The sequence below is a fragment of the Cupriavidus sp. a3 genome (genome assembly GCF_051015765.1).
In the GTDB taxonomy this organism is placed as follows: Bacteria; Pseudomonadota; Gammaproteobacteria; order Burkholderiales; family Burkholderiaceae; genus Cupriavidus; species Cupriavidus oxalaticus_A.
Window position 1 is genome coordinate 1,457,022 of the sequence record NZ_CP170643.1, and the last position, 21,861, is coordinate 1,478,882.

General features: G+C 67.0%; 17 protein-coding genes and 1 tRNA gene. 13 read left to right on the forward strand and 5 right to left on the reverse strand.

What is annotated here, in order from left to right:
• Positions 1 to 284 precede the first annotated feature (284 nt).
• A tRNA-Leu gene (locus tag ACAD63_RS07010) sits at positions 285 to 371 on the reverse strand.
• Between the two features lie 70 nt (positions 372 to 441).
• Here ACAD63_RS07010 and rnr point away from each other — a divergent pair.
• The 3 genes from rnr to ACAD63_RS07025 all read left to right on the forward strand — a co-directional run bounded on the left by rnr (position 442) and on the right by ACAD63_RS07025 (position 4,654).
• On the forward strand, positions 442 to 3,039 hold the full coding sequence (rnr, locus tag ACAD63_RS07015; protein ID WP_135705502.1) for a ribonuclease R: 2,598 nt from the start codon (positions 442 to 444) through the stop codon (positions 3,037 to 3,039).
• Positions 3,040 to 3,129: 90 nt separating this feature from the next.
• Positions 3,130 to 3,873, forward strand: a complete 744-nt coding sequence (gene rlmB / locus ACAD63_RS07020; protein WP_012353149.1) for a 23S rRNA (guanosine(2251)-2'-O)-methyltransferase RlmB — start codon at positions 3,130 to 3,132, stop codon at positions 3,871 to 3,873.
• A gap of 49 nt (positions 3,874 to 3,922) precedes the next feature.
• Positions 3,923 to 4,654: an SIR2 family NAD-dependent protein deacylase gene (locus tag ACAD63_RS07025; RefSeq protein WP_240745883.1), complete on the forward strand. Its 732-nt coding sequence runs from the start codon at positions 3,923 to 3,925 to the stop codon at positions 4,652 to 4,654.
• Positions 4,655 to 4,669: 15 nt separating this feature from the next.
• Here ACAD63_RS07025 and tal read toward each other — a convergent pair whose 3' ends face one another.
• Complete coding sequence (gene tal, locus ACAD63_RS07030) at positions 4,670 to 5,626, reverse strand: transaldolase (RefSeq protein ID WP_133096519.1); 957 nt, start codon at positions 5,624 to 5,626, stop codon at positions 4,670 to 4,672.
• A 167-nt stretch (positions 5,627 to 5,793) separates the two neighbouring features.
• Here tal and rpiA point away from each other — a divergent pair, with 167 nt between their 5' ends.
• Positions 5,794 to 6,480: a ribose-5-phosphate isomerase RpiA gene (rpiA, locus tag ACAD63_RS07035; protein ID WP_029046162.1), complete on the forward strand. Its 687-nt coding sequence runs from the start codon at positions 5,794 to 5,796 to the stop codon at positions 6,478 to 6,480.
• Between the two features lie 79 nt (positions 6,481 to 6,559).
• Here rpiA and ACAD63_RS07040 read toward each other — a convergent pair whose 3' ends face one another.
• On the reverse strand, positions 6,560 to 6,832 hold the full coding sequence (locus ACAD63_RS07040; protein WP_029046163.1) for an oxidative damage protection protein: 273 nt from the start codon (positions 6,830 to 6,832) through the stop codon (positions 6,560 to 6,562).
• A 103-nt stretch (positions 6,833 to 6,935) separates the two neighbouring features.
• The gene (gene argA, locus ACAD63_RS07045) at positions 6,936 to 8,354 is read right to left on the reverse strand and encodes an amino-acid N-acetyltransferase (RefSeq protein WP_434033967.1); all 1,419 of its coding nucleotides are present in this window, start codon (positions 8,352 to 8,354) and stop codon (positions 6,936 to 6,938) included.
• An 80-nt stretch (positions 8,355 to 8,434) separates the two neighbouring features.
• Here argA and hrpA point away from each other — a divergent pair, with 80 nt between their 5' ends.
• The 6 genes from hrpA to ACAD63_RS07075 all read left to right on the forward strand — a co-directional run bounded on the left by hrpA (position 8,435) and on the right by ACAD63_RS07075 (position 17,467).
• Positions 8,435 to 12,556 (forward strand): ATP-dependent RNA helicase HrpA, encoded by a 4,122-nt coding sequence (gene hrpA / locus ACAD63_RS07050; protein WP_434033637.1) that lies wholly within the window; start codon positions 8,435 to 8,437, stop codon positions 12,554 to 12,556.
• A gap of 142 nt (positions 12,557 to 12,698) precedes the next feature.
• Positions 12,699 to 13,685: a beta-propeller fold lactonase family protein gene (locus ACAD63_RS07055; RefSeq protein WP_434033638.1), complete on the forward strand. Its 987-nt coding sequence runs from the start codon at positions 12,699 to 12,701 to the stop codon at positions 13,683 to 13,685.
• A gap of 87 nt (positions 13,686 to 13,772) precedes the next feature.
• Positions 13,773 to 14,588 carry a polysaccharide deacetylase family protein gene (locus ACAD63_RS07060; RefSeq protein ID WP_255519687.1) on the forward strand — a complete coding sequence of 272 codons (816 nt, stop codon included), beginning with the start codon at positions 13,773 to 13,775 and terminating at the stop codon, positions 14,586 to 14,588.
• Positions 14,588 to 15,562 (forward strand): sterol desaturase family protein, encoded by a 975-nt coding sequence (locus ACAD63_RS07065; RefSeq protein WP_133096514.1) that lies wholly within the window; start codon positions 14,588 to 14,590, stop codon positions 15,560 to 15,562. Before ACAD63_RS07060 ends, ACAD63_RS07065 begins: the two co-directional genes overlap by 1 nt.
• A 168-nt stretch (positions 15,563 to 15,730) precedes the next feature.
• Entirely contained in the window at positions 15,731 to 16,630 is a 900-nt protein-coding gene (locus tag ACAD63_RS07070) for an EI24 domain-containing protein (RefSeq protein WP_135705496.1), read from the forward strand.
• A 12-nt stretch (positions 16,631 to 16,642) separates the two neighbouring features.
• Complete coding sequence (locus ACAD63_RS07075; RefSeq protein WP_135705495.1) at positions 16,643 to 17,467, forward strand: competence/damage-inducible protein A; 825 nt, start codon at positions 16,643 to 16,645, stop codon at positions 17,465 to 17,467.
• 75 nt (positions 17,468 to 17,542) lie between these two features.
• Here the strand turns inward: ACAD63_RS07075 and ACAD63_RS07080 are convergent, their stop codons facing one another.
• Positions 17,543 to 18,007: a rhodanese-like domain-containing protein gene (locus ACAD63_RS07080; RefSeq protein WP_133096511.1), complete on the reverse strand. Its 465-nt coding sequence runs from the start codon at positions 18,005 to 18,007 to the stop codon at positions 17,543 to 17,545.
• 484 nt (positions 18,008 to 18,491) lie between these two features.
• Between ACAD63_RS07080 and ACAD63_RS07085 the strand changes: the two genes are divergently transcribed.
• The 3 genes from ACAD63_RS07085 (at position 18,492) to glnL (ending at position 21,806) form a co-directional block, all read left to right on the forward strand.
• Positions 18,492 to 19,907: a 3-hydroxylaminophenol mutase gene (locus ACAD63_RS07085; RefSeq protein WP_116320415.1), complete on the forward strand. Its 1,416-nt coding sequence runs from the start codon at positions 18,492 to 18,494 to the stop codon at positions 19,905 to 19,907.
• 151 nt (positions 19,908 to 20,058) lie between these two features.
• Positions 20,059 to 20,622, forward strand: coding sequence for a DUF4124 domain-containing protein (locus ACAD63_RS07090; protein ID WP_133096510.1), 564 nt, complete (start codon positions 20,059 to 20,061; stop codon positions 20,620 to 20,622).
• A gap of 5 nt (positions 20,623 to 20,627) precedes the next feature.
• Positions 20,628 to 21,806, forward strand: a complete 1,179-nt coding sequence (gene glnL, locus ACAD63_RS07095) for a nitrogen regulation protein NR(II) (RefSeq protein ID WP_133096509.1) — start codon at positions 20,628 to 20,630, stop codon at positions 21,804 to 21,806.
• The last annotated feature ends 55 nt before the right edge of the window (positions 21,807 to 21,861 follow it).

Genomic DNA, 21,861 nt, shown 5'->3' on the forward strand with positions numbered 1-21,861 from the left:
GCACGGGAACCGGTGGCGTCGGTAGCCGGCCGTGCCCGCGGAATGCCGGAATCGCCACTGAAGCTGTTACACTCCTCGGCATTGCCGGACCGATGTGGTTCGGTTGCCGCGCAAGGCAATTGTGCGCGGTTCCAAGGGCGGGAGAAAACCCGTACGCTGATGTATGACACCGCGGCAAGTTGCCGCCAAGCAAGGAGTGGAAGTTGCCGGATCTGGTACGCCAACAAAGCGCCGAAAACAAAAAACCCGCAGGGCTCGAAAGCGCTGCGGGTTTCCCGGTGATCTGGTGCCCAGGAGAGGACTCGAACCTCCACAGTGTTGCCACCGCTAGGACCTGAACCTAGTGCGTCTACCAATTCCGCCACCTGGGCAGGTGTCGAAACAACCGAAGCGCTCATTATAGAGAGCGCGAGAATTTTGTCAAATAGTTTCCAGAAAAAATTGAATCAGAACAACTATCCGATCCCCAGCCGGGAAGAAATCCTGGGCGTGCTGAGAACGTCGGGATCTCCGCAGTCGGCAGGCGATATCGCCAAGGCCCTGTCGGTCACGCGCAAGGAGCATGACGGCTTCCAGAAGCGCCTGGCAGCGATGGAACGCGACGGCCAGATCGAACTGAACCGCAAGGGCCGCTATGAACTGGCCCACCAGCCCAACTTCGTCACCGGCCGCGTGCAGGGCCACCGCGACGGCTTCGGCTTCCTGATCCGCGACGATGGCGAGGACGATATCTTCCTGCCCGAGCGCGAACTGCAGAAGGCCATGCACAACGACCGCGCGCAAGTGCGCGTGGTGGGCTACGACCGCCGCGGCCGGCCCGAGGGCCAGATCGTCGAGATCATCGAGCGCGCCAACCGCTACGTGATCGGGCGGCTACTCAGCGAGGGCGGCGTGCTGGTGGTCGCACCGGAAGACAAGCGCATCAGCCAGGACATCCTGATTCCGCCCAAGGCGCAGGGTAAGGCCCGCGTGGGGCAGGTGGTCAGCGTCGAGCTGATCGAATATCCCGACCGCTATGTGCAGCCGGTGGGCCGCGTGGTGGAGATCCTCGGCGAGATCGACGATCCCGGCATGGAGATCGAGATCGCGGTGCGCAAGTATGGCGTGCCGCATGCCTTCTCGCCGACCGCGGCCAAGGAAGCCGCCGCGTTGCCGGACGAAGTACGCCAGGCCGACCTGGACCACCGCATCGACCTGCGTGACATTCCGCTGGTGACCATCGACGGCGAAGACGCGCGCGACTTCGACGACGCGGTCTACTGCGAGCCGGTCAAGATCGGCCGTGCCAAGGGCTGGCGCCTGATCGTGGCGATCGCCGATGTGTCGCACTACGTGCGCCCCGGCACGCCGCTGGATGCCGATGCGCTGGACCGCGCCACCTCGGTCTACTTCCCCCGCCGCGTGATTCCGATGCTGCCGGAGAAGCTGTCCAACGGGCTGTGCTCGCTCAATCCCAACGTCGACCGGCTGTGCATGGTCTGCGATGCGGTGCTCACGGCCAAGGGCGAACTCAAGGGCTACCAGTTCTATCCCGCGGTGATGCACTCGACCGCGCGCCTGACCTACAACGAGGTCTGGTCGGTCCTGTCCAACACCAAGGGTCCCGAGGCGCACAAGCGCGCCGAACTGGTGCCGCACCTGCAGAACCTGTACGAGCTGTTCCAGGTCCTGCTGAAGGCGCGGCGCGAGCGCGGCGCGATCGACTTCGACACCACCGAGACCTATATCGTCTGCAATGCGCAGGGCAAGATCGAACAGATCCTGCCGCGCACCCGCAACGATGCGCACCGGCTGATCGAGGAATGCATGCTGACCGCCAACGTGTGCGCGGCGGATTTCCTCGAGCGCTTCAAGCACCCGGCGCTGTACCGCATCCACGCCGGCCCCAGCGAAGAGAAGCTGAAGAACCTGCGCGAGTTCCTGAAGACCGCCGGCCTGTCGCTGGGCGGCGGCGACAAGCCGCAGGCGTCCGACTATGCCGAGGTGATGGACAAGATCAAGTCCCGCCCCGATGCGCCGATGCTGCAGACCATGCTGCTGCGCTCGATGCAGCAGGCGGTGTACAGCCCAGACAATATCGGCCACTTCGGCCTGGCGTACGGGGCCTACGCGCACTTCACCAGCCCGATCCGCCGCTATCCCGACCTGCTGGTGCACCGCGCCATCAAGGCGGTGCTGGCGCATACCAAGTACCAGCCGGCGTTTGCCCACGGCACCGAGCTGAATACCGCGATCTCGCCTAAGGCGCGCCGCCTGCAGGCCAAGGACGCCGAGCAGAAGGCGGAGCTCGCCGCGGCGCGCGCCAAGCGCAACGAGGCGATCTGGGACGAGCTCGGCCTGCATTGCTCGGCCAACGAGCGCCGTGCCGACGAGGCTTCGCGCGATGTCGAGGCCTGGCTCAAGTGCTACTTCATGCGCGACAAGCTGGGCAGCGATTTTGCCGGCACCGTCAGCGCCGTGACGTCGTTCGGCATCTTCGTGCAGCTCGACGAGCTGTATGTCGAAGGGCTGGTGCACGTGACCGAACTGGGCAGCGATTACTTCCAGTACGACGAGGCGCGCAACGAACTGCGCGGCGAGCGCACCGGCATCCGCTATCGCCTGACCGACCGCGTGCGCGTGCAGGTCTCTCGTGTGGACCTCGATGCTCGCAAGATCGACTTCCGCCTGGTGCAGGAACCGTCGGCCAAGACCTTGCGTGCGCGCGCAACCGGTGCCGACACCCAGCCGCGCGTCCCGGCCGCCCATGCGGTGCCGGCGCGCAAGAAGGGGCGCCAGCTGGCGGCGCTGCTGGGCGGTTCGTCCAAGCCGGAAGAGTCGTTCGACGAGACGCTCGACCGCGTGATCGAGGAGCAGCCGGTGTTCGAAGCGGTGATCACTCCGCTCAAGCCGCACGTCAGGACCGGCGGCAAGCCGGCCAAGCGCGCGGCCAAGCCCAAGCCCGCGCACCTGGAGAAGCCGCGCAAGCCGGCGTCGAAGTCGCGTCCCGCCAAGACGGCCGGCAAGTCTGCCGCCAAGCGCACCCCGCGCAAGCGTTAAGGCGAGCCAGGACGATTAAAGGCGCAAGTCAGGGCCAACCGCCGTCCCCGCCCGCGCGGGGACGGCGCACGGGCGAGTACAATCGCGCCCATGGCTAAACAAAAACTCCTGATCGGCTTCCACGCCGTGACCGCGCGCCTGCGGCAAGATCCCAAGGGCGTGTCGGATATCTACATCGAATCCGCCCGCCGCGACCGGCGCATGCAAGACTTCGTCCGCCTGGCCGAAAGCCTGGGCGTGCGCTTGCACCCCGTCGATGCCGAGCGCCTGCGCGGCATGGCCGGCACCGACCGGCACCAGGGCGTGGTGGCGCGCGCCGAGGACGTCGCGCTGGCACTGAACCTGGACGAACTGCTGGATGGCATCGAAGGCACGCCTCTGCTGCTGGTGCTCGACGGCGTCACCGACCCGCACAACCTTGGCGCCTGCCTGCGCGTGGCCGACGGCGCCGGCGCGCACGCGGTGATCGCGCCCAAGGACCGCAGCGTCGGACTCAATGCAACCGTGGCCAAGGTGGCCAGCGGCGCGGCCGAGACCGTGCCGTATATCACCGTGACCAACCTCGCGCGCACGCTGCGCGAGCTGCAGGAGCGCGGCATCTGGGTGATCGGCACCGCCGACGGTACCGAGAAATCCCTCTACGACATCGACTTCAAGGGCCCGACCGCGATCGTGATGGGCGCCGAAGGCGAGGGCATGCGCCGGCTGACGCGCGAGACCTGCGATGAACTGGTCGGCATCCCGATGGCCGGCGGCGTCGAGAGCCTCAACGTCTCGGTGGCCAGCGGCGTCTGCCTGTACGAAGCGGTGCGCCAGCGGCGCCTGCCGCGCTGAAGCCATGGTGGCCGATCCGCTACGTTCCACCTCTGAGCCCTGGCCGGGGATGGAAGAGGCGCGTCGGCTGATCGCGCAGGCGCGCCGCATCTTCGTGCTGACCGGTGCCGGCATTTCGGCCGAGTCGGGCGTGCCGACCTTCCGCGAAGCGATGACTGGCCTGTGGGAACGGTTCAATCCGGAGGAGCTCGCCAGCGAAGAGGCTTACCGGCGCCAGCCCGAACTGGTGTGGGAGTGGTATCTGCACCGGCGCGCGCTCGTGGCGGCCGCGCATCCCAATCCGGCGCACCACGCGCTGGTGGCGCTGGCCGCGCAGAAGACCGTCACGCTGGTGACGCAGAACGTCGACGGCCTGCACCAGCGTGCCGGCAGCCAGCATGTGATCGAACTGCATGGCAACCTGTTTGCCAACAAATGGCTGGACGGGTGCGGGCGCTGCGAGGAAGCCAGCGCGGTGCCCGGCATGCCGCCGCGCTGCCATTTGTGCGGGGCACTGATGCGCCCGGGCGTGGTGTGGTTCGGCGAAGACCTGCCGCGCGTGGCGCGCTTTCGCGCCGAGCATGCGGCGGAGACTTCGGACCTGTGCCTGGTGGTGGGGACGTCGGGACTGGTTTATCCGGCTGCCGCGCTGCCGGGGCTGGCGAAGGAGCACGGCGCGCCCGTCATCGTGATCAACCCGCTGCCGTCCGCGCTGGACCAGACCGCGGACCTGGTGGTGCCGGCAGCGGCAGGCGCCTTGCTGCCGCTGCTGTGGCCGCAACCGGGGGTGGAGCCGGACTGAGCCGGCCCCGCCGGCTTATTTGGCAATCTCGCCGATCAGCTTTTCCAGCTTGACTGCATCCGCCGCGAACAGGCGGATGCCTTCGGCCAGCTTCTCGGTGGCCATTGCGTCTTCATTCAGCTGCCAGCGGAACGACGGCTCGTCCGCCGTGATGCGGGCGATATTGGCGGCCTGGGCCTGGTCGACCGACAGCTTGCGCTCTGGCGCACCCTGACCGGCGGCCAGCTGCTCCAGCAGTTCCGGGCTGATGGTCAGCAGGTCGCAGCCGGCCAGCGACAGGATCTGCGCGGTGCTGCGGAAGCTCGCGCCCATCACCTCGGTCGGGTAGCCGAACTTCTTGTAGTAGTCATAGATCTGGCGCACCGAGCGCACGCCGGGATCGTTGTCGCCGCCGTTGGCGACCGGGTCCCACTGCTCGCCGGCCTGCTTCTTGTACCAGTCGAAGATGCGGCCGACGAAGGGCGAGATCAGCTGTGCGCCGGCCTCGGCGCAGGCCACCGCCTGCACCAGCGAGAACAGCAGCGTCATGTTGCAGCGGATGCCGTCGCGCTGCAGGATCTCGGCCGCGCGGATGCCTTCCCAGGTCGAGGCGATCTTGATCAGCACGCGCTCGCGCGCGATGCCGCGCTGCTCGTACAGCTGGATCAGGTGGCGGGCCTTGTTGACGGTGGCGGTGGTGTCAAAGGACAGGCGCGCGTCGACTTCGGTCGAGACGCGGCCCGGCACGATCGCCAGGATCTCGCAGCCGAAGGCGATCAGCACTTCGTCCATCACCGCATCGACGCCGCCGTTGCCATGGTGATCCTGCACCGCCTTTTCCAGCAAGTGCCGGTATTCGGGCTTCTGCACGGCCTTCAGGATCAGCGAGGGGTTCGTGGTCGCGTCCTGCGGGGTGTATTGCTTCATCAGCTGGAAGTCGCCGGTGTCGGCCACTACCGTGGTGAACTGCCTGAGTTGTTCGAGCTGGTTCATGTCGCTTAGTCGTTGGCGCTGAATTGGCGCTGAATCGTTGGCGATTCGGTTTGCGGTGGCAGGGCGGCAAGCACCGGCCCCGGCCAATCCATTGTACCGCCGGTGACGGGGGATGCCGCTCAATCCGCTACACTATGCGTTTCCTCCACCGCAATCTGGCTGTTGTCATGACTCAGGATGAACTCAAGGCGTTGGTGGCGCAGGCCGCCGCCGACTATGTGAAGCAGGAAGTTCCCGAAGGTGCCGTGCTGGGCGTGGGCACCGGCTCCACCGCGAACCTCTTCATTGATGCCGTGGCGGCGTTCAAGGAGCGCTTCGCGGGTGCCGTGTCGAGCTCCGAGGCTTCCACGCGCCGCCTGCAGCAGCACGGGTTCAAGGTGCTCGACCTGAACGAGGTCGACGAGATCCCCGTGTACGTCGACGGCGCCGACGAGATCGATGCCAGCGGCGCCATGATCAAGGGCGGGGGCGGCGCGCTGACGCGCGAGAAGATCGTTGCCTCGGTGGCGAAGCGCTTTGTCTGCATCGCCGACGGCAGCAAGCTGGTCGGCACCATGGGAGCCTTCCCGCTGCCGGTCGAGGTGATTCCGATGGCACGTGCGGCAGTCGCGCGCAAGCTGCAGGCGCTGGGCGGCCAGCCGAAGCTGCGCATGACCAAGGAAGGCGGCATCTACAAGACCGACAACGGCAATGTGATTCTGGACGTCGCCGGCCTGAAGATCGACGATCCGCGCGGGCTGGAGCAGACCGTCAACCAGGTGCCGGGCGTGGTCACCGTGGGCCTGTTCGCGCTGCGTGGCGCGGACGTGCTGCTGCTTGGCACCGGCGACGGTGTGCAGCGCACGGACTACTGATCCGGCTGGCCGGCCCGTCAGCGGCCAGACGACAAAGGGGCGCCTCGGGCACCCCTTTGTCGTCTGATGCGGTCCGGAATCAGGACTGCGGCGGCACGTAGCCCTGGGCCTGATCGGCGCCTTCGCCGAAGAAGTATTTTTCGGTCTGCTTGATCAGGTACTGGCGCGCACGCGTGTCGGCCATATTCAGGCGGTTCTCGTTGATCAGCATGGTCTGGTGCTTGAGCCAGCCGGCCCACGCTTCCTTCGACACGCTCTGCCAGATCTTCTTGCCCAGCTCGCCGGGCAGCGGCGGGAAGTCGAGGCCTTCGGCTTCCTTGTTCAGCTTGATGCAATGGACCATGCGGGCCATGGGGGACTCCTTGTACGTTCGTTAGACTGGGCTCAGGGCGCTGGCGCTATTGTAGCCAAGCAGGGCGGCTGGCCGCGGCGCGGCGGCCATTGACCCTACGCCGTCACAGTTTTTTCATCAGCACCATCGACTTGCGCTGCCAGTTATAGAGCTTGCGCTTGTCTTCTGGCAGGTCGTCCACATTGGCGTGGACGAAGCCGCGCTTGAGGAACCAGTGCTCGGTGCGCGTGGTGAGCACGAACAGGCGCTCCAGGCCGAGCGCGCGGGCGCGGCGCTCGATGCGCTTGAGCAGGCGCTCGCCGTCGCCTGTGCCCTGGGCTTCAGCGGAGACCGTCAGGCAAGCCATCTCGCCCATGTTCTCGCGCGGGTAGTCATAGAGCGCGGCGCAGCCGAACAGCACGCCATCGTGCTCGATCACCGAGAAATTGGCGATATCGCGCTCGATCAGGTGGCGTCCGCGCGGCACCAGGGTGCCGTCCGCTTCCAGCGGCGCGATCAGCTGCAGGATGCCGCCGACGTCGTCCAGCGTGGCTTCGCGCAGGCTTTCGAGGTCGGTATCGGACAGCATGGTGCCGACGCCATCGTGCAGGAACAGTTCCAGCAGTACCGACCCGTCCAGCGCGTAGGGGATCAGGTGCGCGCGCGGCACGCCGCCCTTGAGCGCCTTGACCAGGTGGCGCAGGTAGTCGGCCACGTCGTGCGGCAGGTGGTTGTTCTGCAGGCGCTCCACGGCCGTGCGCAGCGACATTTCCGGCATCAGCTTGCCGACCGGGTCGGGCACGCCCGGCACCTCGGTGATAAAGATCAGCTTGTCGGCCTTGAGCGCGGTGGCGGTGGCGCTGGCCACGTCCTCCATCGACAGGTTGAAGGCCTGGCCGGTCGGCGAGAAGCCCAGCGGCGACAGCAGCACCACCTTGCCGTGCGACAGCGACATGCGCACCGACTCGGCGTCGATCTTGCGCACCAGCCCGGTGTGCTGGTAGTCGGTGCCGTTGACGATGCCGACCGGGCGCGCGGTGACGAAGTTGCCGGAAATCACCGACAGCTGCGCACCGGCCATCGGCGTATTGGGCAGGCCCTGGCTGAAGGCGGCCTCGATGTCAAGGCGCAGTTCGCCGGCGGCTTCCTTGGCGCATTCGAGCGCGGCGTTGTCGGTGATGCGCACGCCGTCGACGAATTGAGACTCGACATGGCGCAGTGCCAGTTGCTCTTCCACTTGCGGGCGCGAGCCGTGCACCAGCACGATCTGCATGCCCATCGCGTGCAGCAGCGCGACGTCGTTGACCAGCGCGTTGAGCACGCCCGACTTGACCAGTTCGCCCGCGAATGCGATCACGAAGGTCTTGCCGCGGAAGGCATGGATATACGGCGCCACCATGCGCAGCCAGTCGACGAACTGCTGGTGATCGGGGCCGCCGCGTTCGATGGCGTCGGCAGCCGCCGGCGCCGGTGCGGTGGCGGGCGTGGTGGAAGTCGGGGCGGGCGGGGGGAGTTCGGCCGTGGCGGGCGGCTCCGCCGCCATAGCGGCTGCCGTGTCGGAAGGGGTCGCCGGCTGCGGCGTATCGGTTCTGGCGTTCATCCCGCGGATTATAATCCCGGCCAATGTCAGAACAACGCCCCTTCAAGGCTGTAAAGCCCGCCAGGCCAGGTCAACCCGCCGCCCCGCAGATGCCGGCCGGTGCCGGCCAGTCCACGCCATCCAATCTGTCCCGGCCGCCTAAAGGGCAGACCGCGGGCCAGACCGCGGGCCAGACCGCGGGGCAGACCCGAGGGCAGGCCCAGCGCCCGGTCCGGCCGCCGGCCGGACGCCCGGACCCCGCTGCCGCCCGTCCGGCCGACGCATCCGGCCAGCGCCAGCCGCGAGGCTTGCGCCAGGAGCGCGCGCCGCGTGCGCCACAGCCACCGCGCGCGGTCAACCCGCTGCCGCCGATCACGTTCCCCGAGGCCCTGCCGGTCTCAGCCCGCCGCGACGAGATCGCCGCGGCGCTGCTGGCCAACCAGGTCGTGATCGTGTCGGGCGAGACCGGCTCGGGCAAGACCACGCAGCTGCCCAAGATCTGCCTGTCGATCGGGCGCGGGCCGGGGCGCGAGGGCGGGGGGCTGATCGGCCACACCCAGCCGCGCCGCATCGCCGCCACCTCCACCGCCAAGCGCATCGCGCAGGAGCTGGGGTCGCCGGTGGGCGAGCATGTCGGCTACCAGGTGCGCTTCAACGACACCATGTCGGCGGGCGCGTCGGTCAAGCTGATGACCGACGGCATCCTGCTGGCCGAGACGCAGAACGACCCGCTGCTGCGCGCCTACGACACCCTCATCATCGACGAGGCGCACGAGCGCAGCCTGAACATCGACTTCCTGATCGGCTACCTGCGCCAGATCCTGCCGAAGCGGCCTGACCTGAAGGTGATCATCACCTCGGCCACCATCGATGCGCAGCGCTTTGCCGAGCATTTCACGCTCAACGGCAAGCCCGCGCCGGTGATCGAGGTCAGCGGCCGGCTGTACCCCGTGGAAGTGCGCTACCGCCCGGTTACCGACGACGCGCCGCCGGGCGCCGCGCCGCGCAGCGCGCAGGCGCGCGAGCGCGACCTGTACGACGGCATCGTCGATGCCGTCGATGAGCTGTGCCGCGTCGGCCCGGGCGACGTGCTGGTGTTCCTGCCGGGCGAGCGCGAGATCCGCGAGGCCGCCGAGGCGCTGCGCAAGCACCATCCGCCGCATACCGAGATCCTGCCGCTGTTCGCGCGGCTGTCGGTGCAGGAGCAGGAGCGGGTGTTCAAGCCGTCCAACACGCGCCGCATCGTGCTGGCGACCAACGTCGCCGAAACTTCGCTGACGGTGCCGGGCATCCGCTACGTGGTCGATACCGGGATGGCGCGCGTCAAGCGCTATTCGTACCGCAACAAGGTCGAACAGCTGCAGGTCGAGTCGATCTCGCAGGCCGCCGCCAACCAGCGCGCCGGCCGTTGCGGCCGCGTGGCCAACGGCGTGTGCATCCGGCTGTACGAAGAGTCGGATTTCACCGGTCGCCCGCGCTTTACCGATCCGGAAATCCTGCGCTCGTCGCTGGCGGCGGTGATCCTGCGCATGAAGGCGCTGCGGCTGACCGATATCGAGTCGTTCCCGTTTATCGAACCGCCGCTGGGCCGCGCGGTCGCCGACGGCTACCAGCTGCTGCAGGAGCTGGGCGCGGTCGACGACGGCAACCAGCTCACGCCGACGGGGCGGCAGCTGGCCAAGCTGCCGCTGGACCCGCGCGTGGGCCGCATGATCCTGGCCGCGCGCGAGCACCAGTGCCTGCGCGAGGTGCTGATCATCGCCAGCGCGCTGTCGGTGCAGGACCCGCGCGACCGCCCGCAGGAGGCGCAGGAAGCCGCCGACCAGGCGCACCGCAAGTTCATGGACGAGAGGTCCGAGTTCCTGGGCTGGGTCAAGCTGTGGAAGTGGTTCGAGGAGGCGGTCACGCACAAGAAGTCGAACCGCCAGCTGCAGGACCAGTGCCGCGCCAGCTTCCTGTCGCACCTGCGCCTGCGCGAATGGCGCGACGTGCATTCGCAGCTGCTGACCACGGTGACCGAGCAGGGCTGGCGCCTGAACGAAAGCGAGCCGACCTACGAGCAGGTGCACAAGGCGCTGCTGACTGGCCTGCTCGGCAACGTCGGCGTGCGTATCGAGGACGGCGACGGCAAGGGCCGCGAGTACCTGGGCGCGCGTGGCATCAAGTTCCACCTGTGGCCGGGCTCGCTGATCGCGCGCAAGGTCGGCCGCTGGATCGTGGCGGCCGAGCTGGTCGAGACCAGCCGCCTGTTCGCGCGCACGCTGGCGCGGATCGAGCCGGAATGGCTGGAGCAGATCGGCGGCCACCTGCTCAAGGTGAGCTGGAGCGATCCGCACTGGGAAAAGAAGGCCGGCCAGGTGTTGGCGCTGGAACGGGCCACGCTGTACGGCCTGGTGGTCTACCAGCACCGCCGCGTCCACTACGGGCCGATGAACCCGCAGGAAGCGCGCGAGCTCTTTATCCGCCGCGCGCTGGTCGAGGGCGAATTCGATACGCGCCTGCCGTTCTTCGCGCACAACCAGCGCCTGGTGCGGGAGATCGAAAACCTGGAGCACAAGTCGCGCCGGCAGGACGTGCTGGTCGACGACGAGCTGATCTACGCCTTCTACGATCGCGCCATCCCGGCGGAGATCAACCAGCAGACCACCTTCGAACAGTGGTACCAGGCCGAAAGCGCCAAGGACCGCAAGCTGCTCTACCTCAACCGCGACGAGCTGATGCGGCACGAGGCGGCCGGCATCACCACCGACCTGTTTCCCAAGACCATGAACGTGGCTGGGGTGGACATGGGGCTGACGTACCACTTCGAGCCCGGCAGCCACCGCGACGGCGTGACGCTGACCGTGCCGTTGTACGCGCTCAACCAGGTGCGGCAGGAGCGTGCCGACTGGCTGGTCCCCGGCATGATCAAGGAAAAGGTCCACCTGCTGCTGAAGTCGCTGCCGCAGAAGCTGCGCCGCCATTGCGTTCCATTGCCGGACTTTGCCGCCGGCTTTGTCTCGCGCCAGCGGTTCGGCGAGGGCGAGCTGCTGGACGTGCTGATCGCCGATATCCGCGGCGAGACCGGCACCATGGTCAAGCGCGCCGACTTCAAGCTGGAAACGCTGCCGGCACACCATGCGATGAACTTCAAGGTCATCGACGAGCACGGCCGCCAGCTCGACATGGGCCGCAACCTGGCGCAACTGCGCGCCGAGCTGGGCGGCCAGGCGCAGCAGTCGTTCCAGCGCGTTGCAGCGCAGGCGGCCGCGCAAGCCGGCTCGCCCGACCAGGCCGCGCAGCTGCCGGCGGCCGAGCCCGGCCAGTACGAGAACCTGACCGGCTGGACCTTCGGCGAGCTGCCCGAGCTGCTGGAGATCCGCAAGGGCAGCCAGACGCTGTTCGGCTACCCGGCGCTGGTCGACCGCGGCACGCACTGCGACGTCGAGGTCTTCGACGATCCGCAGGAAGCCGCGCGCATCCACCACCTGGGGCTGCGCCGGCTGTTCGCGCTGCAACTGCGCGAGCAGGTCAAGTTCATCGAGAAGAACATCCCCGGGCTGCAGCAGATGGCGATGCAGTACATGACGCTGGGTACGCAGGAAATGCTGCGCGACCAGATCGTGATGCTGGCGCTGGAACGCGCCTGCATGCAGTCGCCGCTGCCGCGCAACGAGGCAGAGTTCAACGCCCGCAAGGACGAGGGCCGCACGCGGCTGTCGCTGCTGGCGCAGGAGATCGCACGGCTTGCCGGCGCGATCCTTGCCGAATACGCCGGGCTGCCGCGCAAGCTGCTGCAGGCCAAGCCGTTCGCCGCCGCCTACGCCGACATGGAAGCGCAGCTCGGCCGGCTGGTGGGCAAGCGCTTTATCGATGAGACGCCGTACACGCAACTGGTCCACTTCCCGCGCTACCTGAAGGGCATCGCCATGCGCATCGACAAGCTCAAGGGCGATCCGGCGCGCGATACCCAGCGCATTCAGGAGATGGCGCCGCTGCTGCAGCAATGGCAGCGCGCCGAAAAGCAACTGCGCACGCAAGGCCGTGGCGGCGAGGACGCGCGGCTGGAAGAGTTCCGCTGGATGCTGGAGGAGCTGCGCATCGCGCTGTTCGCGCAGGAGCTGCGCACGCCGGTGCCAATGTCGGTGAAGCGGCTGCAGAAGGTTTGGGAATCGATGCAGCGCTGAGGCTCGGGCGCCGGTACGGCCGCAAATGGTCGTGCCGGCGCAACAATCTGCCAAATTCTTGTTCGCCGTCAGCCGCGACGTCAGCGGAATTAGCCGCCCAAACGTTAGAATCGCCGATTCAGTTCTTCTTGTAGCGGGTCTTATGTTTGCATTGCGTCGGTTGGTGGCTGGTAGGATCACGGTGGGCGCGCTCGCGCTGGGCCTGATGGCCGCGCCGGCATCGGCGGAAGTGGTGGTGATCCTCAATTCGGGTGATGCAACCGTCACGCTGATCGACAAGGATACGCAGAAGGTGCTGGAGACCTTTCCGATCGGCAAGGAGCCGCACCACCTGATCGCGACGCCCGATGAAAAGTCGCTGATCGTCGCCAACGCGGTCGGCAATGACCTGGTGTTCCTGGACCCGGCGACCGGCAAGGTGCAGCAGCGTGTTCCCAATATCGACGACCCCTACCAGATCGGCTTTTCGCCCGACCAGAAGTGGTTTGTCGCCACCGGCAACCGGCTCGACCGGGTCGATGTCTACCGCTGGGACGGCAAGGCGCTGAAGCTGGCCAAGCAATACCCGCTGGCCAAGACGCCAAGCCATATCGCCTTTACCGCCGACAGCCGCATCGCCTTTATCACGCTGCAGGACTCGAATGAGGTCGTGGCGATCGACCTGATCACGCAGAACGTGTTGTGGCGCATGGAGGCCGGCTCCGCGCCGGCCGGCATCTGGCTGACGCCGGACCAGAAATACCTGCTGGTCGGCATGACCGGTGCGGACTATATTGCCGTGATCGACTGGCGCACCCGCACCGTGGTCAAGCAGATCCAGACCGGCAAGGGCGCGCATAACTTCCGCGCGGTGGGCGACAAGCGCCACCTGTTCCTGAGCAATCGCGTGACCGGAAGCATCAGCATCATCGACCAGCAGACGCTGGCCAAGATCGGCGACATCACGGGTCTGCCACCCGGGCCGGACGACATGGAGCTGACCGCCGACGGCAAGACCTTGTGGGTGACGTTCCGCTGGGCGCGCTCGGTCGGGCTGATCGACGTGCCGAGCCGCAAGCTGGTCAAGACCGTGCGCGTCGGCCGCTCGCCGCACGGCATCTACTTCCGCACGCGCGCGCCGCTGTACTAGACGGGGCGGGGCAGGATCATGCGCGATACCAGGGCTTCGCGTTTCGGACGGTTCGGACGCCTGGGACGATTCAGACGATTCGGCAGGATGCTGGCCGGGCTCGCGCTTGCCTGCGCCTTGCCCTCTGCGCTGCATGCGGCGGATGCAACCGGGGCCGCGGCAAAAGCCTGCCCGGCCGGCACGCTCTACCTGACCTTCGATACCGGCAGCATGAGCCAGGCCCAGCTGATCGCCGACGCGCTGCGCCGCCACAGGATCCGCGCGACCTTCTTCCTGGCCAATGAACCCACGGTGCGGCAGGACAGCTCGCTCGACCCGTCATGGGCGCCGTACTGGAAGGCGTTGGCCGCTGATGGCCATGCCTTCGGCACGCATACCTTCGACCATGTTTACCTGCGCGGCGTGCGTGCGGGCCAGGTGACCATGCGGCCGCAGTTCGGCGCGCAGGCCGGCAAGGACACGGTGATGGATGCTGCCGGCTTCTGCCGCGAACTGCGCCGCAGCGCCGACGCCTTCCGTGACATGACCGGTGCCGAGATGATGCCGATCTGGCGCGCCCCGGGCGGCCGCACCGCGCCGCAGACGCTGCAATGGGCCGAGCAGTGCGGCTTCCGCCATGTCGGCTGGGCGCCGGCCGGCTTCCTGGGCGATGAGCTGGCGTCGGATCGCTACCCGAATGCCATGCTGCTCGAGCGCGCGCTCGACAGGCTGCGCGATGGCGACATCACCATGGCGCACCTGGGCATCTGGTCGCGCAAGGACCCGTGGGCGCCGGGCGTGCTGGAGCCGCTGCTGTCCGGGCTGGAGCGCAAGGGCTTCTGCTTCGCGACGCTGCGCGAGCACCCGGCCTACCGCGACTGGATCGCCCGGCATGCCATCGGAGAACAGGAGGGCAGGCGGTAATGTGGGAGTCGCTCAACGGCTGGATCGGACAGGTCGAAGGCACGCTGTTCCAGGACGTGGTGCTGCCGGTGGTCTATGACCTCGGGTTTGGCCGCTATGCCGAAGAGGCCTTCACCGGCACCGAGTGGCTGCTGGTGGGGCTGGTGCAAATCGCGGCGATGTTCCTGATCCTGGGCCCGCTGGAAAAATGGCGTCCGGTCGAGCCGGTGGCCGACCGCGCGGCGATCCGCACCGACATGCTGTACACGGCGATCCACCGCCTCGGGCTGTTCCGCCTCGCCATGTTCTTCCTGCTGGCGCCGCTGACGGATTCGCTCGAAGGGCATCTGCGCCTGATGGGCTGGCACCGGGTCAATGTCGAGGACTGGTGGCCGGGCGTGACCTCGGTGCCGCTGGTCAGCTTCTTCGTCTACCTGCTGCTGTTCGACCTGCTCGACTACTGGTACCACCGCCTGTCGCATACGTTCCGCTGGTGGTGGCATTTGCATGCGGTGCACCACAGCCAGCGCCAGATGACGCTGTGGAGCGACAACCGCAACCACCTGCTGGACGACATGCTGCGCGACCTGGTGTTTGCGCTGGTGGCACTGGGCGTGGGTGTCGAGCCGTCGCAGTATGTGCTGCTGGTGGCGCTGTCGCAGCTGCTGCAGAGCCTGCAGCATGCCAATGTGCGGCTGCATTTCGGCGCCATCGGCGAACGCCTGCTGATCTCGCCGCGCTTCCACCGCACCCACCATGCCGTGGGCATCGGCCATGAAGCCGACGGCGCCCCGGCACGGCTGGGCGGCTGCAACTACGGCGTGATCTTTCCCTGGTGGGACATGCTGTTCGGCACCGCGGTCTTCACCGAGACCTATCACCCCACCGGTATCCGCGACCAGCTGCCGCCGCCGCTGGGCAAGGGCCACGACTACGGGGCTGGCTTCCTCGCCCACCAGTGGTACGGCATCAAGCGCCTGCTGCGGCTGCGCTGAAGCGATCCTCTACTGCCGGCGCGGCAGTCCGCGTGGCCGCGGCAAGTGGCGTATGCTAGTGTTCCGGTTTGCCGCCGGCCCCGGCGCCGGCTCGAATGCCGGCTCGAATGTCGGCTGTTTCCGCCTTCCACTGCATAATCGCCGAATTCACGCTCGGCCCCACGCTGCATGAACGATATCTTCCGCTCGTTTGGCCGCGCGCTCGTCAGCCAGCTGCATCCCCGCATGCTGCTGCTGACCGTGCTGCCTTTCGTCCTGGCCACGCTCTTCTGGGGCGGGCTGCTCTGGTGGGGCTGGGATCCCATCATGACCGCCACGCGCGGTTTTCTCGAAACCTCGGTGCTGACCAGCTGGATCTACAGCGCACTGGACTGGCTCAGCCTGCAATCGATGCGGGCCGTGGTGGCGCCGCTGTTCGTCGCCGCGCTGGTGGTGCCGCTGGTGATCGCATCGATGCTGATGTTTATCGGCGTGTTCTCGGTGCCAGCCGTGGTGCGCCACCTCGAGCGCAGCTACCCGGACTTGTCCAAGGCCCACGGCGGCAGCGTGCTCGGCAGCGTGTTCCAGTCCCTGGGCAGCACCGTCGTGTTCCTGTTGCTGGTGCTGGTGACGCTGCCGCTATGGCTGGTGCCGCCGTTCTTCGCGCTGATCCCGCCGGTGCTGTGGGGCTGGCTGACCTACCGGGTGATGACCTATGACGCGCTGTCCGACCACGCCAGCGCGGAAGAGCGCAAGACGCTGATGCGGCGCCATCGCACGCCGCTGCTGGTGATCGGCGTGGCGGTGGGTCTGCTGGGCTCGGCGCCGACACTGCTGTGGGTGTCGTCCGCGGCGGTGATCTTCCTGTTCCCGTTCGTGCTGGCGGGCACGCTGTGGCTGTACGTGCTGATCTTTATCTTTTCGGCGCTGTGGTTCGGCCACTTCTGCCTGCGCGCGCTGGCGCAGCTGCGCGCCGAACGTGCTGCAGATCGCGCACCGCCGCCGGCACAGCAGCCGACCGGTCCGTCCGCGGGCGGCGACATCATCGACCTGGCGCCCTCCGACGTGCGGCGCATCGAACATTCCTGAAGCGAGGGCAACATGGGTTTCGGCCTGATCATCATCGGCGACGAGATTCTGTCGGGGCGGCGCGAAGACAAGCATCTGCGCCGCACCATCGAACTGCTGGGCGCGCGCGGCCTGGCGCTGGACTGGGCGCAGTATGTCGGCGACGACCGCGGCCGCATCACCGCCACGCTCAAGCGCACCTTCGCCGGCACTGACGTGGTGTTCTGCACCGGCGGCATCGGCGCAACGCCTGACGACCATACGCGCCAGTGCGCTGCCGCGGCGCTGGGCGTGCCGCTGCAGCTGCATCCCGAGGCGCGCGAGCAGATCGCGCTGCGCATTGCGGAGACCGCAGGCGGCGATCCCGTCAAGGCCGACCTGAGCCAGCCGGAAAACCAGCACCGGTTCAAGATGGGCGAGTTTCCCGAAGGCGCGCGCATCATCCCCAACAGCTACAACCGCATCCCGGGCTTCTCCGTGGGACATCACCACTTCATGCCCGGCTTCCCGGTGATGGCATGGCCGATGATGGAGTGGGTGCTCGACCATGAGTACGCGCACCTGTTCCACCAGGTGCAGCACCAGGAACGCGCCTTCTATGTGTTCGAGGCGCCCGAGTCCACGCTGACCCCGCTGATGGAGACAGTAGAAGCCGCCTTTGCCGGCATCCGCGTGTTCAGCCTGCCTTCGGTCGGCGACGTGCAGCGCGGCGACCGCTTCGCACGCCGGCACATCGACCTGGGCGTCAAGGGGCCGGCCGACCTGGTGCCGCCCGCCTATGCCATGCTGCTGGACGGGGTGCGCGCGATGGGGTTTGAAGTCGTCGAGCAGCCGGCGCGGGAATCGGCGCAGGCCTGAGCGTTCGCAATAGCGGACCAACAAAAAGGGGGGGCAGCCTACGCTGCCCCTTTCGTCATTCCGGCGCGGCGGCGCTCAGGCGCCGTGCCACGGCAGGCCGCGCACGCACCAGCCTTCGACCGTCTTGCGGTGGTGATGCTCGTCGCGATTGCCCTCGAAGCCTTCCAGCACGTCCATGGCGAAGTGGTAGCCGGCTTCGGTCGCCACGCGCGCGGCATGCTTGGAGCGCGCCGCGCTGCGGCACAGGAACAGCACCGGCACGTCGGCCGGCACGCGCGCCTTCAGTTCCTCGATGAAGCGGGCGTTCTGCGCGCCGCCCGGGTACGCCATCCATTCGACATGGGCGAACTGCGCGTCGGGCACATCGACGCCGCCGACCCAGTCCAGCTCGGCCTGCGTGCGCACGTCGACCAGCACCGCCGCGGGATCGTTCTGCAGGAGGGCATAGGCTTCCTGCGGCGACAGCGCGCCGAAGTACGGGAGCTGGTTCTGTTGCTGGCGCTGCTGGGCGGCCTGGAGAAGATCGTCTCGGGTGGTCATCTGCGTGACAAATGAAATGGATGAAATTGAGGGCGCGAAGGCCGTAACCCGGTATTCTATAGCGCCGCGGCAACCCGGCGGCCGTAACACGCACCGCGCTGGCTGTATGGCATCACGACCGGGCACGCTATGACCGATTTTGGTGCCACTGCACTAATGCGGTGCGATTACTTGCTCATTGCACCATTGTGGTGTTTTATTGGTGGGCGGAACCCGAGTGTGCATGTCGATGGTGCGCCACCCCGGCGCTTTCTGGCACGGCCCTCCGGATCGCGCCTACCCCGCGACGGTGCGCGGTTCGCCGGAGTTGCACATTTTTCGGGCCGGGAAAAGCAGTGGGGCGTTTGCTTGGCATGCTTTCTGCTAACATTCCCCCGTCCTTTCGTGGCGAGGTCGGCAAGCGCGGCGACATGCAGCGGCGCCGCCGGCGACAGGCCCAAGAATTGGCTTTCACAGACATTTGCCGAATACCCAGGAGATTGGCATGGCCCACAGCGTTGCAGACGTGATGAAGCTGGTGAAGGAAAACGACGTCAAGTTCGTCGACTTCCGTTTCACCGATACCAAAGGCAAGGAGCAACACGTGTCCGTGCCCGTGTCGCACTTCGATGAAGACAAGTTCGAAAGCGGCCACGCTTTCGACGGCTCGTCGATCGCCGGCTGGAAGGGTATCGAGGCTTCGGACATGCTGCTGATGCCGGATTCGAACACGGCTCACATCGACCCGTTCTATGAAGAGCCGACGCTGGTGCTGTCGTGCGACGTGATCGAGCCGTCGGATGGCAAGGGCTATGACCGCGACCCGCGTTCGATCGCCAAGCGCGCCGAAGCCTACCTGAAGAGCACCGGCCTGGGCGACACCGCCTTCTTCGGTCCGGAACCCGAGTTCTTCATCTTCGACGGTGTGACCTGGAACGTCGACATGCAAGGCTGCTTCGTGAAGATCCATTCCGAAGAAGCCCCGTGGTCGTCGGGCAAGGAGTTCGAGCACGGCAACGCCGGCCACCGTCCGGGCAAGAAGGGCGGCTACTTCCCGGTCGCCCCGATCGACACGTTCCAGGACATGCGTTCGGAAATGTGCCTGATCCTGGAATCGCTGGGCATCCCCGTTGAAGTCCACCACCACGAAGTGGCTGGCCAGGGCCAGAACGAAATCGGCACCAGGTTCAGCACGCTGGTGCAGCGCGCCGACTGGACCCAGCTGCAGAAGTACGTGATCCAGAACGTCGCTCACACCTACGGCAAGACCGCCACGTTCATGCCGAAGCCGGTCGTCGGCGACAACGGCTCGGGCATGCACGTGCACCAGTCCGTGTGGAAGGACGGCCAGAACCTGTTCGCCGGCAACGGCTACGCCGGCCTGTCGGAATTCGCGCTGTACTACATCGGCGGCATCATCAAGCACGCCCGCGCGCTGAACGCCATCACCAACCCGGGCACGAACTCGTACAAGCGCCTGGTGCCGGGCTTCGAAGCCCCGGTCAAGCTGGCCTACTCGGCCCGCAACCGTTCGGCTTCGATCCGTATCCCGTATGTGGCCAACCCGAAGGGCCGCCGCATCGAGACCCGCTTCCCGGATCCGCTGATGAACCCGTACCTGGGCTTCTCGGCGCTGCTGATGGCCGGCCTGGACGGCGTGATGAACAAGATCCACCCGGGCGAAGCCGCCGACAAGAACCTGTACGACCTGCCGCCGGAAGAGGATGCAAAGATCCCGACCGTCTGCTCGAGCCTGGATCAGTCGCTGGAGTACCTGGACAACGACCGCGAGTTCCTGACCCGCGGCGGCGTGTTCTCGAACTCGATGATCGATGCGTACATCGAACTGAAGATGGAAGAAGTCACGCGTTTCCGCATGACCACGCACCCGGTCGAGTTCGAGATGTACTACTCGCTGTAAGCGGCCCTTGCCCGGGAATGACGCAGGTTGTGACCGGGCAACAGTTGCACCAGAAAGGGGCGGCTTCGGCTGTCCCTTTTTGCTTTGCTCGCTAGAATGGGGAATCCGATCCCATCCCGATCCATCCCTGTTCACACCTAACGCCATGTCCATGGACGCTTCTTCGCGCAAGGCCAGCCGGGCCGCGTCGCCGCACCAATTTCGTGTTCGATTCCCTGTTCTGGTGAGTGCCGTGGCATTGACACTGGGTGCCTGGGCCGGGCTGTCGCAGGCGCAGTCGTCTTCCGACGTCTACGTTTGCACCGGACCCAACGGCGTACCCGAGTATCGCAACGGCAGCGCCGGCAAGGGATGCAAGAAGCTGAGCCTGCCCGATGTGGTGACCGTGCCGGGCGGGCGAAGCGCGCCGGCGCCGGCGGCGGCCAAGGGCGGTGCTGCCACGGCCGGCAACGCCAGCTTCCCGCGCGTGGACAGTGCCACGCAGCGCAGCCGCGACAGCGAGCGCCGTACCGTGCTCACGCAGGAACTGCAGAGCGAAGAGGCCAAGCTGCAGGCGCTGCGCGCCGAATACAACAACGGCCAGCCCGAGCGCCAGGGCAATGAGCGCAACTATCAGAAATACCTGGATCGCACCGCGGCGCTGCGCGACGACATCGCGCGCAGCGAGGCCAACGCGGCATCGCTGCGGCGCGAGCTTGGCAACCTGAAGGATTAAGTCTTATGCGTCGCCTGATTCGAGGTGTGTCGCGCAAGGTCGGTGGTGCCGACAGCGCCCGTGGCGAGACCGCCGCGCCGGACCTCGTGCAATCGGGCGGCAGCGCCCAGGTGTTGCCCATGGGCGTGGTGGCCTTCCATGCCGGCCTCGACGTGGTGGCCAACCCGGTGCTGCTGGTGCGGCAGCCCGGCCTGCGCGTGGTCTACGCCAACCCCGCCGCCGAGGCGACCTTCGGCGTGTCGCGCCGGGGCATGGTGGAGCTGTCGCTGCCGGACCTGTTCGGCCACTCGGACGAGCTGCACAGCATGCTCGACACCGTGGTCGCGCGCCAGTTCGACGTGCGCCGGCAGGACCTGGTGCTGCACCCGCCGCTGCAGGAACCCATCCATGCGCACGTAGTGATCGCCGCATTGGAAGCGTCCGGCGACACCGTGGTGGTGGAAATCCTCCCCAACGAGCAGAAGGTGCGCAGCGACCGCGAGGAGCGCATCCTCGACCTGACCTCGGCCAACAAGGAACTGATCCGCAACCTGGCGCACGAGATCAAGAACCCGCTTGGCGGCATCCGCGGCGCCGCGCAGCTGCTGGAGTTCGAGCTGCCGGAGCGCTCGCTGCGCGAATACACGCAGGTCATCATCAAGGAGTCGGACCGGCTGCAGACGCTGGTGGACCGGCTGCTGGAGCCGCACCGCCATCCGCATATCGTATCGAGCCTGAATATCCACGAGGTGCTGGAGCGCGTGCGCTCGGTGGTGCTGGCCGAATTCCCGAACGGGCTCGATATCGTGCGCGACTACGATGCCAGCCTGCCCGAGCTGCAGGGCGACATGGAGCAGCTGATCCAGGCGGTGCTCAACATCGTGCACAACGCCGCGCAGGCGCTGGCCGACCGCATTGCGCGCGGCGATGCGCAGATCGTGCTGCGCACGCGCGTGGCGCGCCAGGTCACCATCGCCAAGCGCCTGTTCAAGCTGGCATTGGACTTGCATGTGATCGACAACGGCCCGGGAATCCCCGAAGACATTCGCGAGCGCATTTTCTATCCGCTGGTATCGGGTAGGGATGGCGGCAGCGGTCTCGGTCTCACACTCGCTCAAACCTTCGTGCAGCAGCACGAGGGCTTGATCGAATGCGAGAGCCGGCCGGGCTGTACCGACTTCCGCATCCTGCTGCCGTTGCACTAGCTGTCCGCGAGCGATCGCGCCGCAGTGCCGGGTATGTGGAAGACCAAATGACACC

Excerpts from the sequence above, each read along its gene's own strand:
- ACAD63_RS07090 (WP_133096510.1), top strand. The coding sequence starts at position 20,059 with ATGGACGCTTCTTCGCGCAAGGCCAGCCGGGCCGCGTCGCCGCACCAA.
- ACAD63_RS07025 (WP_240745883.1), top strand. The coding sequence starts at position 3,923 with ATGGAAGAGGCGCGTCGGCTGATCGCGCAGGCGCGCCGCATCTTCGTG.
- argA (WP_434033967.1), bottom strand. The coding sequence starts at position 8,354 with ATGGCGGCGGAGCCGCCCGCCACGGCCGAACTCCCCCCGCCCGCCCCG.
- ACAD63_RS07085 (WP_116320415.1), top strand. The coding sequence starts at position 18,492 with ATGGCCCACAGCGTTGCAGACGTGATGAAGCTGGTGAAGGAAAACGAC.
- ACAD63_RS07060 (WP_255519687.1), top strand. The coding sequence starts at position 13,773 with ATGCTGGCCGGGCTCGCGCTTGCCTGCGCCTTGCCCTCTGCGCTGCAT.
- rlmB (WP_012353149.1), top strand. The coding sequence starts at position 3,130 with ATGGCTAAACAAAAACTCCTGATCGGCTTCCACGCCGTGACCGCGCGC.
- ACAD63_RS07070 (WP_135705496.1), top strand. The coding sequence starts at position 15,731 with ATGAACGATATCTTCCGCTCGTTTGGCCGCGCGCTCGTCAGCCAGCTG.
- hrpA (WP_434033637.1), top strand. The coding sequence starts at position 8,435 with ATGTCAGAACAACGCCCCTTCAAGGCTGTAAAGCCCGCCAGGCCAGGT.
- ACAD63_RS07055 (WP_434033638.1), top strand. The coding sequence starts at position 12,699 with ATGTTTGCATTGCGTCGGTTGGTGGCTGGTAGGATCACGGTGGGCGCG.
- rpiA (WP_029046162.1), top strand. The coding sequence starts at position 5,794 with ATGACTCAGGATGAACTCAAGGCGTTGGTGGCGCAGGCCGCCGCCGAC.
- ACAD63_RS07075 (WP_135705495.1), top strand. The coding sequence starts at position 16,643 with ATGGGTTTCGGCCTGATCATCATCGGCGACGAGATTCTGTCGGGGCGG.
- ACAD63_RS07080 (WP_133096511.1), bottom strand. The coding sequence starts at position 18,007 with ATGACCACCCGAGACGATCTTCTCCAGGCCGCCCAGCAGCGCCAGCAA.
- ACAD63_RS07040 (WP_029046163.1), bottom strand. The coding sequence starts at position 6,832 with ATGGCCCGCATGGTCCATTGCATCAAGCTGAACAAGGAAGCCGAAGGC.
- ACAD63_RS07065 (WP_133096514.1), top strand. The coding sequence starts at position 14,588 with ATGTGGGAGTCGCTCAACGGCTGGATCGGACAGGTCGAAGGCACGCTG.
- glnL (WP_133096509.1), top strand. The coding sequence starts at position 20,628 with ATGCGTCGCCTGATTCGAGGTGTGTCGCGCAAGGTCGGTGGTGCCGAC.
- tal (WP_133096519.1), bottom strand. The coding sequence starts at position 5,626 with ATGAACCAGCTCGAACAACTCAGGCAGTTCACCACGGTAGTGGCCGAC.